11 protein-coding genes are annotated in these 15754 nt (G+C 41.9%); all 11 read right to left on the bottom strand.

Going from position 1 to position 15754, the window contains the following annotated elements:
- Positions 1-184: 184 nt before the first annotated feature.
- A complete protein-coding gene (locus ACVPON_RS08660) occupies positions 185-2041 on the bottom strand; it encodes a proline--tRNA ligase (protein ID WP_462878228.1) in 1857 nt (618 codons plus the stop codon).
- A gap of 29 nt (positions 2042-2070) precedes the next feature.
- Positions 2071-3330: an RIP metalloprotease RseP gene (gene rseP / locus ACVPON_RS08655; protein WP_462878227.1), complete on the bottom strand. Its 1260-nt coding sequence runs from the start codon at positions 3328-3330 to the stop codon at positions 2071-2073.
- 9 nt (positions 3331-3339) lie between these two features.
- The gene (locus ACVPON_RS08650) at positions 3340-4146 is read right to left on the bottom strand and encodes a phosphatidate cytidylyltransferase (protein WP_462878226.1); all 807 of its coding nucleotides are present in this window, start codon (positions 4144-4146) and stop codon (positions 3340-3342) included.
- A 12-nt stretch (positions 4147-4158) separates the two neighbouring features.
- A complete protein-coding gene (locus ACVPON_RS08645) occupies positions 4159-4914 on the bottom strand; it encodes an isoprenyl transferase (RefSeq protein ID WP_462878225.1) in 756 nt (251 codons plus the stop codon).
- Positions 4915-5082: 168 nt separating this feature from the next.
- Positions 5083-5376, bottom strand: a complete 294-nt coding sequence (gene yajC / locus ACVPON_RS08640) for a preprotein translocase subunit YajC (RefSeq protein ID WP_462878224.1) — start codon at positions 5374-5376, stop codon at positions 5083-5085.
- A gap of 1836 nt (positions 5377-7212) precedes the next feature.
- Positions 7213-8499, bottom strand: coding sequence for an adenylosuccinate synthase (locus ACVPON_RS08635; RefSeq protein ID WP_462878223.1), 1287 nt, complete (start codon positions 8497-8499; stop codon positions 7213-7215).
- A gap of 352 nt (positions 8500-8851) precedes the next feature.
- The gene (locus ACVPON_RS08630) at positions 8852-10126 is read right to left on the bottom strand and encodes a response regulator transcription factor (protein ID WP_462878222.1); all 1275 of its coding nucleotides are present in this window, start codon (positions 10124-10126) and stop codon (positions 8852-8854) included.
- A gap of 280 nt (positions 10127-10406) precedes the next feature.
- Complete coding sequence (locus ACVPON_RS08625; RefSeq protein WP_462878221.1) at positions 10407-12047, bottom strand: sensor histidine kinase; 1641 nt, start codon at positions 12045-12047, stop codon at positions 10407-10409.
- Between the two features lie 16 nt (positions 12048-12063).
- Positions 12064-12669 carry a DUF624 domain-containing protein gene (locus ACVPON_RS08620; RefSeq protein WP_462878220.1) on the bottom strand — a complete coding sequence of 202 codons (606 nt, stop codon included), beginning with the start codon at positions 12667-12669 and terminating at the stop codon, positions 12064-12066.
- Between the two features lie 617 nt (positions 12670-13286).
- Positions 13287-14765: an ABC transporter substrate-binding protein gene (locus ACVPON_RS08615; protein WP_462878219.1), complete on the bottom strand. Its 1479-nt coding sequence runs from the start codon at positions 14763-14765 to the stop codon at positions 13287-13289.
- A gap of 60 nt (positions 14766-14825) precedes the next feature.
- Positions 14826-15752 (bottom strand): carbohydrate ABC transporter permease, encoded by a 927-nt coding sequence (locus ACVPON_RS08610; RefSeq protein WP_462878218.1) that lies wholly within the window; start codon positions 15750-15752, stop codon positions 14826-14828.
- Positions 15753-15754: the final 2 nt, after the last annotated feature.

Below are 15754 nucleotides of genomic sequence, written 5' to 3'. Positions count from 1 at the left end.
GGCAAAGTGAGTTCCAATCATCTAGAAGATGGTTGGAAGTTGGAAATAAGAGGCTGGGTAAAAATTAAAAATCTCTCGCCTCGCTTAAAATTTAGATAACTAAAAACAGCTTAGAATCAACGTTTTTAATGATGTGATTCTAAGCTGTTTTCTATTTCTAAGACTTTGCCCAACCTTTTTATGCTTATTGCTTTGCTAAAATTTTCAAGGTTTCCAGTAATTGATCGACATGAACTTCAACTGTATCACCTGTTCCTTTGATTTTGACTTCAACGATACCTTCAGCTGCTTTTTTCCCAACGGTCACACGAATCGGCAGACCAATCAAGTCACTATCTGAGAATTTGACACCGACACGCTCATTGCGATCATCGGTCAAGACTTCGTAACCAGCCGTCAATAAGCTATCTTCAATCGACTGGGTCAAACTCATCGTCACTTCATCTTTGACATTGACCGGAATCAAGTGCACATCAAAGGGGGCTAATTCTTTCGGGAAGTTAATCCCCCAAGCAAAGCGGTATTCGCCTTTTGGTGTTTTATTGACAAAGAGACGGGCATGTTGCTCTAAGACCGCTGACAAGAGACGACTCACTCCGATACCATAGCAACCCATGATGATTGGAGTAGCCCGACCATTTTCATCTAAAATCGTCGCATTCATACTGTCTGAATAGCGCGTACCCAATTTAAAAATGTGTCCAATCTCAATTCCACGGGCAAACTGCAGACTTCCCTTACCATCTGGCGAAGGCTCTCCCTCTTTCACCTCACGAATATCCACATATTCTGCTACCTGATAATCACGACCGGCATTGGCACCAGTGTAGTGGAAACCGTCTTGGTTGGCACCAACCACTGCATTTTTCAAGTCCTCTACCTTACGGTCTGCGATGACTTTCACATGCTTAGGAAGTCCGATCGGACCTAACGACCCAACCTTTGCCCCAAAGACTGTAGCTGCCTCTTCTGGTGTTGCAGCTTCAAGGAAATCCGCTCCCAAATAGTTTTTCAATTTGACATCATTAACCTGATCATTTCCGACTAGGAGGGCAACAACCGGCTCACCATCTGCCATAAACAGCATGGTTTTGATAACCTGCTCTTCTGAAATATTCAAGAAAGCAGTCACCTCATCAATGCTCTTACTATCTGGTGTAGCAATCTTGACCAAGGCTTCTTCTGCTACGACAAGGTTGCGTGGTTTGTACTCACTCGTTGCCATTTCAAGGTTGGCAGCATAACCTGACTCGCTGGAGTAGACAATCGTATCTTCTCCTGACACCAACCAAGCAGCCAATTCTTCCTTGATTGCCGCTAGGACATCTTCTGGAATCTCATCAAAGGAAGCGACTGATTTATCCAAGACAACCCAACGTTCTAAATCGGTACGGTTAGGAGTAATCGCCATAAATTCTTGACTATCCTTTCCTCCCATAGCACCACCATCTCCAATGATGGCTTTAAATTCAAGACCCGCACGGGTGAAGATGGCTTCATAGGCAGCCTTATAATCATCATAGGTCTGATCCAAACTAGCATAACTCGCATGGAAGCTATAGCCGTCTTTCATAATAAATTCACGACCTCGAAGCAAGCCATTGCGGGGACGCTTCTCATCGCGGTATTTAGGCTGAATTTGGTAGATGTTAAGTGGTAACTGCTTATAAGATTGCACTGCATCTCTAGCCAACAAGGTCACCGTTTCTTCATGGGTTGGTCCTAATATAAAGTCAGAACCCTCCCGGTTTTTCAATTTGTAAAGATCCTCGCCATAGGTATCATAGCGACCTGATTCACGCCAGATATCTGCCGACAAAAGGGCAGGCGCTAAAAATTCTACCGCACCAATCTTATCAAATTCCTGACGCATGATTGTCTTAGCCTTTTCAATCACGCGATTGGCTAGTGGCAAATAACTATAAATCCCTGCCGAAACCTGACGGACATAGCCGGCTCGAACCATCAAGGCATGGCTGATAACCTGTGCATCAGATGGCATTTCCCGTAAGGTTGGGATAAGCATTTTCGATTGTTTCATAAAATTTTTCTCTCCTTTAGCTCACTCTTTTAGAAAAAGACACGTAAAATATCATTCCAAGTGACTGCAATCATCAGAATAATCATGACGCCGACACCTGCCAAGGTGATATAGGACTCGGTCTCCTGCTTGAGTGGTTTTCTGCGAATAGCTTCGATGATGTTGATGACTATTTTCCCTCCATCAAGGGCAGGAATCGGAATGAGGTTAAAGATTCCAAGGTTAATGGACAACATGGCAAGCAAGCGCAAGACAGATCCCCAGCCATTATCAGCTGCTTGGGAACTAATCTGGTAAATCGCCACAGGACCACCTAACTTATTCAAATCAAATTGGGAAATAATATTTTTCAGAGCCTGAACGATCAACATACTAGTGGAAATCGTTTCCTTGAATCCTCCGACTAGTTTATCGATGAAGCCCGTCTTTAAGATGGGGGAAATCCCTAGATAATAGCGCCCGTCCTGCTCCTTTGTCGTCACTTCAAGCGTCTTTTTATCCCCGCCGTGACTGACTTCAACCGCTAGGACTGGGGTCTGCTGGCTATCTTGAGCTGCCTTAGCAATCGCACTGGCAATCGCATCATAATCACTGACTTTTTCACCATTGACTGCAAGGATTTGATCTCCCGTGACCAGACCTGCCTGCTGGGCTGCGCCACCTTCTGTCACAGTCACGTAATTAGTCGTATGATCTGGCACTCCTCCTTGCAAAAAGAAAAAGAGGACAAAAGCGATAAAGCCCAAGATGAAATTATTCATCGGCCCCGCAAAATTGGTCATCAAACGTCCCCAGATAGACGCATTTTGATACTGAACATCAAGCGGGGCAATTCGGACTTCTGTCCCATCTTCTTCCACAATCGTTGCATCATGGTCTACAGAAAATGTCTTGCTTTCTTCCAAGACCAGACCTGTGATTTCTAACTGCTCTTCAAAATCATAGGCTGTCACATTCATCGGTAGGCTGGTATCGTCTAGAATCTTTTCCGAAAGATTGATTCGCGTGACAATGCCTTTCTCATTGAGGCTGAGTGAGACAGGTGTTCCTGTCTTAATCTCAGTCTTGTCTTCCCCCCAACCAGCCATGCGAACATAGCCACCCAAGGGAAGCATCCGAATGGTGTAGGCTGTTCCATCCTTGCCCATATGGGCAAAGATTTTCGGACCCATCCCAATTGCAAATTCACGGACGAGAATCCCTGATTTTTTGGCAAAGTAGAAATGTCCAAATTCATGGACAACGACAATGACACCAAAGATGAAAATAAATGCTAAAATTCCTTTCATTATTCCTCCTTAGAACAAACCAAAAAAGTGCATGATAGGAAAGACAAAAATCAAACTATCAAAACGGTCTAAAATACCTCCGTGTCCTGGAATCACCCTACCAGAATCCTTCACTCCAAAACGGCGTTTAATGGCACTTTCGACCAGATCTCCAAACTGGGCGAAGATAGAAAAAAGAATAACCAAGAGCAACATCGTTAGAAGCGAATAACCTGATGCCACACCCTTGTTGGTCAGGATAAAGATGACCGATACCACAAGAGCAGATACAATCCCACCGATGCTTCCTTCCAGAGTCTTATTCGGTGATACCTTAGACATGAGCTTACGCCGTCCGATTTGACTACCAATCATGTAAGCACCGATATCCGTTGCCCAGACGATAAACAAGGCAAAAAGAACCTTATCCAAGCCGTCCATACGCGCTAAGATCAAGTGATGAAAGCCAATCCCGACATAAAAGCTAGAAGCAATAGGAAAGGCAACTTCTGAATAGGAATATCGCTGAATATTAAAGACTGTTGACCCCAGCAGGCAAAATACGACAATCGCATAGGCTGTATAATTGCCATCTGTGGGCAGAAAGGTCAGGTAATTCTCTAATGGCAGAGCCAAGACTAAACTTCCTAGCATCGCAAGCATGCCCTCAATCGAATTGGGCAACAAGCCATGCATTTTAATCAGTTCAGCCGTTGCAATCATGGCCAAAAGGCCAATAAAGAGTTGAAAAGCTACCCCTCCTTTTAGTAAGAAAGGAATAAAGATAGCCAGAGCTAGTCCACCAAAAATCACTCGTTTTTGTAAATCCTTTGACATAATTTCTCCCTCTTAGATACCACCGAAACGTCTATGGCGTCTATTATATTCTTTTATCGCTTCATCAAGCGCTTTTTCATCAAAATCTGGCCAAGAGATATCCGTAAAGTACAGCTCGCTGTAGGCTGTTTGCCATGGTAAAAAATTACTTAAGCGCAACTCTCCACTAGTCCGAATAACCAAGTCTGGATCACGTAAACTAGCTGGCAATTGATTCGTATAGAGGTAGTCAGCGATCAGTTGTTCATCAATATCTCTAGGGTGAAGCTCCGAACGTAACACAGCTTGTGCAATTTCTTTGACTGCCTGAGTTACTTCACCACGCCCCCCATAGTTCAAAGCAAAATTCAAAATCAAGCCTGTATTGTCCTTGGTCTTTTGCATAGCATTTTCCATCGCCTTTTTGGTCGCTTCTGGTAGGCGGGAATGCTCTCCAATCATCTGGATTTTCACATTATTGGCATCTAGGTCTGGCACATACCTATCATAAAATTCAACTGGCAAGTTCATGATAAAGTTGACCTCTTTTTCTGGACGTGCCCAATTTTCTGTCGAAAAGGCATAGACTGTCAACACCTGAACTCCCATATCGGAGGCTGATTTTGTAATTTTTTGCAGTGCATCCATCCCTGCCTTATGTCCCATGACACGTGGCTGCAGACGCTTTTTCGCCCAACGACCATTTCCATCCATGATGATGGCAATATGCTTGGGAACTTGAGTAGCTGCTTCAATCGTTTCTTTTTTCTTAAATGGAAAGCGGAACATGTTTTATCCTCACATTATAATCAGTTCATTATACCATATTTTGATACAAATGCGAAAGCACAAGGGATTTCTCTACAAACACCTGCTATCACCTAAAAATAAAAGGCACTGAGCTCAAGCCCAGTACACTTCTTAGAGTTCCTATCAATATCTCAGCACGGTGGTTGATTATTCTTCTGTCACAGCGGTCTCTTCGATAGCTGTTTCAACTGCAGCTGCTTGGCTCACACGACCACGAATCGCAGAACGTTCAAAGGTCAAATAAACACCGTCTACATCCAAGACGACTTTTTGATCCGTCAGTTCATCAACAATTCCATACATGCCACCGATGGTAATAATCTCATCCCCTTTTTGAATTTGGTTGAGAGCCTCCAGGCGTCGCTTTTGCTGCTTCCGTTGAGAGAAGATCATAAAGACCAGCATAGCGACCATTATAAGTGGAAATAACAATTGTCCCATAGTATCACTCCTTTTTAAGTATATTTCATTATATCAAAAGATTCTCTAAAAAGAAAGGAGTATAATTGTTTCGTTTGCTTTTAGTACTAGGTAACGAGCTGCAGGCTGCTTCAACAGTCATTAGGCTGTTGAAGGTTGGAAATCATACTGACGATAGTCAGTAACAATCGTAGAGTACGGCAAAGCGAGTTCCAATCATCTGGGAGAGTGAAACAGTTCGGTGAACTGTTTCAGCCTGAGCCTAGAAATTTGAGAGCGAAGTGGGCAAGGTTGGAAATAAGAAAACGAAGTTTCCACAATCGTCGATGTAATAAAAGATAAACGAAATGAGTATAAAAACACTACCCAATCCTAGAACCTTGATAGAAAAGCCAACAACATCAAGAACAAAGCTCATTTTCTCCCCAAAAAAGCCACCAAACAGGTGGCAATTCATAGGAGATACTATGAAAAATTTTAAAACATTATCAAATAAGAAGGTGGTCTTTATTTGATGACTCTAGTATAGACTAGAAAACTTAAAAATAGCTTAAATAAGATACAAAGGGCGTGAAAAAAGCGAATGAAAATTAGGAAACATGACGAAGAAGTGTAACTTATAGGAATGTTGCTCTATTTTCCGAGCTTTTAGCCCGTGTTCAGTTTAACCAAGATACAAAGCCCGTTAAGAACTCAAAGCGAAAATAGGAAATTTGACGAAGAAACGTTAGTTTCTAGGAAAATTTATCTTTTTCGCATAGAGTTTAGGGCGTGTTCAATTAAGATACGAGAGCGTTTGACACGAGTTTCACTCGTTTTATTTCCAACCTTCACCAGTCTGAAAGAGACTGTTGAAGCAACTCCTAGAAAAAATAGACAATCGAAGCAGGGTGGCTTGCAACCAATGAGATTGGTCTTTTTTTCAGTGAGTTGTAGCTCGAGTTCAGTTTAACCAAGATACAAAGCCCGTTAAGAACTCAAAGCGAAAATAGGAAATTTGACGAAGAAACATTAGTTTCTAGGAAAATTTATCTTTTTCGCACAGAGTTTAGGGCGTGTTCAATTAAATCAAGATACGAGAGCGTTTGACACGAGTTTCACTCGTTTTATTTCCAACCTTCACCAGTCTGAAAGAGACTGTTGAAGCAACTCCTAGAAAAAATAGACAATCGAAGCAGGGGGGCTTGCAACCAATGAGATTGGTCTTTTTTTCAGTGAGTTGTAGCTCGTGTTCAGTTTAACCAAGATACAAAGCCCGTATAGAAAGCGAATGTACCCAAAGGGCATCCGTATCTGTAAAGCAGGCACAGCCTGCAACAGCTACGGTAAAAATAGGAAATACGACGAGTTCAAAGCTCTAGTAGCATGTTTCAGCCTATCCCTAAAGGGTTTCTCAACTGTAATCGGATACCCGATAAGACAAACGAAGTTTATGACTTTATGGATAGAATCCTTTTAAGGAGAGATTTCTTCATGTCCACCCAACACAAGGTCCATATCCCTTTTTTACTTAGCTCTTTACGCCCTCCTGTCTTAAATTGAACTCGGACTAAAAGCTCGGAAAAAAGATAGGCAGCTGTTTTGGCTTTAGCCAATTACAGCTGAGAATCCTGTAAGGAGAGGCTTCCTTGGGGTCACCGAACCCTACGGCAGCCTCCTATTTTTCTGTCACTTTTTTAACGCCCTCGTATCTTATATTTCCAACTTAAAACAGTCCACTGGACTTTCTATACATTCGGACATTTGCTAGCGCAAATGCCTATTTCCAACTTAAAACAGTCCACTGGACTTCTGTACATTCGGACATTTGCTAGCGCAAATGCCTATTTCCAACTTAAAACAGTCCACTGGACTGTTTTAACCCCATACACTTTCCAAAATATTGGTTTGTTCGCGGCCTGGGCCTACAGAGAAGGTTGAGATACGAACGCCGACAAGCTCGCTGATACGGCGGACATAGTTTCGAGCATTTTCTGGAAGTTCTTCCAGACTACGGACGCCGGTGATATCTTCCGACCAGCCCGGTAACTCTTCATAAATTGGTTTGCAGCGTTTGAGTTCTTCTAAGCTCGCTGGATAGTGATCAATCCGTTTTCCGTCTAAGTCATAAGCCACACAAATGCTCACGGTTTCAAGCCCTGAAAGAACGTCAATCGAGTTCAAAGATAGGTTCGTAATGCCTGATACCCGGCGGCTATGGCGCATCACAACTGAGTCAAACCAGCCGACACGGCGCGGACGACCTGTAGTTGTACCATATTCATGCCCCACTTCACGGATACGATCTCCAATTTCATCAAAGAGTTCTGTAGGGAATGGTCCGTCCCCGACACGGCTTGTATAAGCCTTACATACTCCAACCACCTTATCAATCTTACTTGGTCCAACACCTGAACCAATCGTCACACCACCTGCAACAGGGTTTGAGGACGTGACAAATGGATAGGTTCCTTGGTCAATATCAAGCATGACCCCTTGTGCTCCTTCAAAGAGAACCCGTTTCCCTTGATCAAGAGCATCATTCAAAATAACAGATGTATCTGTCACATATTGCTTGATTTGCTGACCATATTCATAGTATTCTTCAAAAATGTCATCAAAAGCAATCGCTGTACTATCATACAATTTCTCAAACAGACGATTTTTTTCTGCTAAATTACGCTCCAAGCGTTCTTTGAAAATCTCACGATCTAGGAGGTCGGCAATCCGAATCCCCACACGTGCTGCCTTGTCCATGTAGGCAGGACCAATCCCTTTAATGGTCGTTCCAATTTTATGATCGCCCTTTGCTTCTTCTTGTAATTGATCTAGCTTAATGTGGTAGGGCAAAATGACATGTGCTCGATCTGAAATCCGAAGATTATCTGTCTTTACACCTTCTTCATGCAAGTAGCTCAATTCCTTGACCAAGGATTTTGGATTGACTACCATACCATTTCCAATAACCGAGATTTTTTCTGGGAAGAAAATTCCTGAAGGAATCAAGTGCAACTTGTATTTTTTCCCATCGATGACAATCGTATGACCTGCATTGTCACCACCTTGGTAACGTGCAATCACTTCTGCATTGGCAGACAAGAAGTCTGTGATTTTTCCTTTACCTTCGTCCCCCCACTGGGTACCTACAACAACAACTGATGTCATGTCTTTTACTTATTTACAGCAGAGCAAGGTCTGCTTCCTTTCTTCACGCACGGCAGGACTTTCACCTGCTAGTTTCTCTTACAATTCATTATAGCCAATTTTAAGGTTTTTTTCAAGATTCGACCCTAGCATTGTCCGTGAACTCTCCGAATCAGCCTTAGAAAACTGCCCTCTTTTTTGTAAAAACTGAACAATTCAGACAGTCAGCGACTTGCATACTGTAGCCGTTTTTACACAGATCGACTAAAAATGTGACCCTTGCCCGCTTTTCATTGTAAGCCTACTAGCTTCTAAACCAAAAGGCTAGAGGGATTCAAAATCTTAAGATATCGTTGCCGATATATGGGGCAACTTACATTTGCTGACGGTAGGCCTTAGGTGACTTGCCACAGAGTTTACGAAAGACTTTGTAGAAATAACCAACATTACTATAGCCAACAGAGTAGCAAATATCTTCAATGCTATTATTGGTCGCAAGTAAGAGTTGTTGAGCTGCTTTAATCCGCTGCTTGTTTAGTAGTTCAGCAAAGGTTGAGTTCGTTTCTTTTTTGATTAACTGACCAAGATAGACAGGATTGATAAAGAGTTGGGCACCGATGTCCTTGAGGGAAATTTCTTGGCGATAGTGGGAACTGATCAGTTCAAGAACATTGGCTACATTTTCGTTCAGGCGATGCTGACTAAAGAGCTGGGTAATCTCTGTCCGCATACACTGGGACAATTCTTCAAAGGTCTTACTACTTTCTAATTTTTTGATGATGTGCGTCATGTCATCTGATTTTAAATGTTCAAAAAGATGAAAAACGTCCATCACAAACTGGATAAACAATTGCTTGGTCGTAGATACCCGAGGTGTTGTTTTGAGGACAATTTCTTCTAACAAGCCAAGTTCTTCTAAAATTTGCTGTAAGTTCCCCTGAATAATGACACGATAAATGGGTTCATAGTAGCGAAAAGCACTGGTATTGGACTGCAAGGCAACGTTGCCATAGAAGAGGTAGGTTTCCAATTCCTTGGTAAACTCTTGAAAAGATGCCACATAGGGAGCTGAAAAAGGTTTGGAAAGAAGAAACTCTCCCTCCTGTTCTGTCAAGAATAGAAAACCTGACTGCCCCAAAATCGTAAATGGTACAGCATGCTCTCCCTGCTCTGTCTTAGCTGCGGCAAGAAAAAGGGAAGACTTGCTCTGTAAAACCTGTTCAAATTCTTCTTCTGTCGTATCCGCCCGCAATAATGGGTAGCTCGCTTTCTGGGAAGCAAAGGAGTGAGCTATCCGATCCAATAACTGCCCTAACTCCACCTTGTCAACCGGCTTGACTAGATAGTCAGCCACCTGCAAGTTAAGAGCCATCTTTACGTATTCAAACTCCTTATAACCCGATAAGATGATATAAGCAGCATGGGGTAATTGTTCCCGCATCTGACGCACCATTTCAAGCCCATTAACGCCTGGCATATTGACATCTGTAATGATGACATCTACCGGATGATGGGCAATATAGCTAAGAGCTTCTTTGGCACTACTAGCACCGTAGACTACTTCCATATCATATTGATGAAAAGGGATCAATTTTTTTAACCCCGCAATCACCATGTACTCATCATCGACTAGTAAAACCTTATACATATGTCCCTCCTTCTAACTCCGATAAAGCACTCGTATTCTCCATGAAAACTACGAAACCAGCTACTACTCTTCGACAATCAAACGTAGAGGCTGTATCTACAAGTAAAGCACTTTTACAATAAGAAATCGTTTTTGCTCATCAAGGCAATTTTTTAAGGAAATGCTGACTGTATGTTGAAAAACAAACGACGAGAAACCGGCTAACGAGCCTTAGATGGAAGTGCTATACTCATTTAGTTTAACTTTTATTACTTCCTTAACGAATGGTTTTCCCACCCTACTAGATTGATTCCTCCCCACGTATGAAGATGTGATAGGTTACTCCCTGACCTTCCTCAGATTCTAATTGAATCTCATAGCGATCCCCAAAATAGAGGACAAAGCGTTCGTGCACATTGATGATTCCTATGGAGCGTTGCTCTTGGTCACCATGGATAAATCTGCGCTGCTGCAACATTCTTTGAAGTCGCTTCAAGACTTCCGCTGTCATCCCTTTCCCATTGTCACGGATCAGCATCTTAATGCCACCATCTTGCTGAAAAACCTTGACACTAATCGCATTATTATAGCGATGATGATCAATCCCATGGGCAAAATAATTTTCAACCAAGGGTTGGATACTGAACTTGGGAATACGGAAACTCCCCAATTCTGGCGCTATTTTGTAATGATAGGCGACTGATTTTGGATAGCGCATCATACATAGGTAACTGTATTTTCTGCAAAATTCCAACTCCTGCTCCAAGGTCGTTGTTTTTTCATCAGAGATATTATTGCGCAGGAGACTGCTAAATTCATAGATAATGTCTGCCAGCTCATCTTGGTCATGTACAACAGCATACATACGGATAAATTCCAGCGTATTGTACATAAAATGAGGATTGATTTGAGCTTGTAAGGCACGCAAATTAGCATCTTTCTGGCTCAACTGTAACTGGTAAATATCGTGCAGATTCTGATTGAGATTATCCAACATTTGGTTCATATTGTCCGCAATCAATAGCAATTCACGTTCTTTAGTCTCCACATTGATGCGCTTATCCATCTCTCCATGCGAAATGACCTGCATGGTCTCTACAATATCGCTGACCTGTACTTGGTAATTTTTAAAGACTCGCTTTAGGAGAAGATAGAGAATCCCTGAAAGCAAAAGGCTCGTGCCAACAATCCCCAAGGTCTGCATAAAATTGGACTGGAAAAGATAGCCCTTGGGAAGAGCAACGTCCACTTTATAGTCGTGTGCTGTCTCCCTACTCAACCACCCACCAACGTCCATGGTGGGATTTTCAGAAAGCATCACCATGACCTGTTCATAAGGGGAGATGATCCGAATAATCAATGGAATATCCGTATCTTCTACTAGCCTGCTAAAGGTTTCTTCATCAACTGTCACATAGGCTGTCCCAATCACTTGTTCTGACAGCTTATCATACATTAGGATTGGGAAGGCCTTAGAGTCTGGTCTGAACGATTCCGCTTCAATCTGGCGTCCCCCTTTTAGTTGACGATTGGAGACGAAAACCGTCTTATAATCATTTAAAGCAATGGCTATCCCCTCAATCGCTTCATTTTGCATATAAATCATAAGGATGTTGCGGTGGATCGATGGATCAATCCCTTTGGGGGCATCTGTACTCAAGAGCCAAGAAGCATATTCTGATGGACTAAGCGAAAAATACTTATAGAGACCCTCTAGCTGAATCGCACTCTGGGTCAATGCCTCTGTCACTTGAGTAGAACGGCGATAGTAATATTCTACCTCATCAGACATACGCTCCGATACATAGTGAACCACTCGCTGAGCTTCTTGGTCTTTTATTCGCCAATTAGAGTAAGCTAATAAGCAGGCAATAAAGACCATGATGACAATCATGGCAGAAGCATAGATGCGCAATAGAGAATTTAACCAAAATCGTTTCATGCTACTATCCCATCTTCTATCTGACTTTGTCCTGCAAGCCTTCATAGATCGGCTTCAATGTATCACTCGCATAAAAATGCCATGCTCCCACCAATAAGAAAAATCCTACTGCTGGGAAACGATAACCTAGCCAAAAGACTCCCACTGTTCCAACTAACAATTTTACTAAGGATACAATATTGATAAAAAGTCCGATAAAGGATAGCTTGAGACTAACTAGATAAGACATCTCAAAGTAAACCTGTAATTTCAAGTAAATCGGATAAGCCAAGAAAACAAACAGTGCCAAAAGAATTTGAACAAAGGTCACCATCATCATCCATATAGACGGTGGTAGCTGAACGATAAGGTAAAGACCATAGAGCAAACTAGCTTCTAATACACATAAGGTGTAAAAGACTAGATTACTGCGCTTGATAGTGCTCCGAAATAAGCTCCAAGCCTCCGACCATCTATAGCTACGATAGTCATTTCCATATGTAGCAATTAAAGACATAACCGTCGCACCAGCAGGCGCAAAACCACAGACAATCCCACCGCATACCGTCAATAGAAAAAAGATTCCTGAAACCAATAGTGCAAGATACACTTTCTGAAAGACAAACTCAATCACTTTTCCCATCTCTCAAACCTCCCATATAAAACGTTTCCAACTAGAACTGTATCACCAGTATACCATATTTTCAGTAGGAAAGAAACCACCGAAGCAGGACCCGCACCTGCTGTAAAGAAAGAAGCTCCCCTAATAGACCAAGACCAAGTACGCCTACCTTTAGGATCATTTCGTCAACTTGCCGTGGTGAACGCTAGTTCTACTTTTGATTTTTATTGAGTACTAGCCCTCTACCCCACGTCTTTCAACTGCCACTGTTTCTAAACGAAAAAGCGAGGAGAAATCGTCAATATAAGCTGTTCGATTTCTTCTCACTCTTTATACTCATTTAGTTTAACTTTTATTACTTCAACGATTGCGGAAACTCCGTTTCCTTATTTCCAACCTTGCCCACTTCGCTCTCAAATTTCTAGGCTCAGGCTGAAACAGTCCGCCGAACTGTTTCACTCTTCTAGATAATTGGAACTCGCTTTGCCGTACTCTACGATTGTTACTGACTATCGTCAGTATGATTTCCAACCTTCAACAGTCATTAGACTGTTGAAGCAGCCTGCAGCTCCTTGCCTAGTACTAAAAGTAAACGAAACAACTATATTTACGATAGGTTACGTCCCTATTTCACTGTCTTATTTTTGTCCACTCAAGAATGCGTCATATTGCTTTTGCAATTCCTTCAACACTTTTTCATAAGCACCTTCTGATTTGAGTTTTTCCAGCAATTTTGGAATTTCAACATCAGGATCTACTGTACCTGTATTGATAGCTGGCGCATATTGCTTAAGGGTATTTTGTACAGCACTCAATTCTGCTTTTACAGGTTCTGGATTAAAGGTAAAGCCAAGAGCAGGTGATTCTTTTGCTTCTGCTAGGATCTTTTTAGCTTCTGCCACTTGTTCATCTGTTACAGTTTCATTCAGGTAAAGATTCCAGTTGTTCCCTGTGTTCCAGCCCGACATATGAGAGCTACCTTCGTTGTACGGAGGCAATACTTTCACCCGATCTTCTGAACCTGCTACCTTTTCCCAGTTTACTCCTTCTGGTCCATATACCAAGCCATTGAGCAACTCTTTGTCTGTATTGAGTAGGGTCAAAACTTTCATTGCCTTTTCCTTGTTCTTAGAAGTACTTGAGATGACAAAGTTGGCAACTTGGGTCGTTGTATTCTTCTTGTAAAAGTCTGTGTATGGATAAATTTTAATGTCACGTCCTGCAACACGAGTAAGAAGACTATCGCCGTAGTCAGCAGGACCTACTGTTTCGTCACGAACAAACCAAGTATTATCTGACAGGCTGTAGCTAGTATCACTCGTTGCTACATCTTGAGGAATATAACCGGCTTGATAGTATTTGTGCATTGTGCGAAGTTTTGCTCGATAGCTTTCCACCTCATAAGAAAGTGTAATCTTTTTGTCATCTCCATCTAGGTCAATGACAAATGGATATTCTGTTGAGATTGGAAAATCAAAGTTACTGGATATACTATAGTTTTTACCGATCGCAAACGGTACGGTTTCTGGAGCTTTCTCTTTGATGACCTTCAGTGCAGGCTCTAGGTCCTCCAAGGTCTTTACATTTGAAACATCAATGCCATATTTTTCTAGCAATGGACCATTGAAGGCAAAATGTTGGGCAGAAGTAACATTGGCACTCACTGGTACGGCATAGATTTTACCGTCAACAGTATTTCCTTTGATATAAGCAGGATCAAGAGAATCGTACAATTCTTTTCCTTCTTTTTGGTAAATCTCTGTCAAGTCTGCATAAGCACCTTTTTGAGCATTTAGCACATAGTTAGATGCAAAAGCGATATCATAATTTTCTCCTGAGTTGACGATAACATTCATCTTATCGCTATATTCACCCCAACCAAGGTACTGGATTTCTAACTTAGCATCTGCTTTTTCGCCGATAATTTTATTGGCTTGTTCGAGCAAGGTCGCTAAATTATCAGGTGCATCACCAATTTGATACATTTTAATGACTGTCTTTCCATCATCAGTCATTGTAGAGTTACCATTGTCTCCCTTGAGACTTCCACAAGCTGCAAGTCCTGCCAATGCAACTGCACTAGCAGATAAGGCAGCAACTTTTTGCCATTTTTTCATAGACTTTCTCCTTTTTATTTTTTTTTGACACATGAAGCAATAAAACACCGATGATTTTTCTTATTCCTTTACACCTCCTATGGTCAATCCTTTTACAAAGTAACGTTGGAAGAATGGATAAACACAGGCAATCGGTACGGTCGCTACCACCACCATAGCCATACGGGCTGATTCCCTCGGTAGACCCTTAGCTGCACTAAAGACCTGTGCTCCTGCTCCTGCACTACTTGAGAGGAAATCAAGATTGGCTTGTATTTTCGTCAAGAGGTATTGGAGCGGAAAGAGGTTCTCACTCTTGATATAAAGTAAGGCGTTGAACCAATCATTCCAAAACGCTAAAGCAGTAAAAAGACTAATGGTCGCAATCCCCGGCAGGACTAGCGGTAAGCAAATTTGAAAGAATATCCTAGCCTCACTAGCTCCATCAATCCGAGCAGAGTCAATGATCGACTCTGAGATCGTCCTCTTAATGAAGGTACGCATCACAATGATATTGAAAGGACTAAGGAGCATCGGTACAATCAAGGCAAAGATAGTATCACCTAGTCCTAAAAAGCCTGTCATGATAATATAACGTGGAACCATCCCTGCATCAAACAAAAGACTTCCTAGAGCAAAGATAGTAAAAAAACGTCTAAAGCGGAAGGTCTTCCGTGAAATGGCATAGGCATAAGTCGTTGTGAAAAAGACATTTAGGGTCGTGCCAACGACTGTCACAAAGACTGTCACAAAAAGCGATTGTAAAATTTTCCCTTTTAATTGATTTAAAAATTCATAGCCGACAAAGCTGAATTTCGAAGGCCAAAATTGGAAACCTTCCACTACTAAGCTTGTTTCGTCTGTTATTGAAATCATAATGACAAAAATGAAAGGCAAGATGCACGATAGGGCAAACAAAGCAATCACAATGTTAAAGAACAGATCCGTTTTTTTACTAAAGGAATGGATACTGACATGGTCAATTTTTTGCTTTTTGATTGATTTCATGA

Source organism: Streptococcus sp. 1F3 (assembly GCF_054968985.1).
The sequence above is the reverse complement of the archived record's forward strand: the minus strand, read 5'-3'. Positions and strand labels throughout refer to the sequence as shown.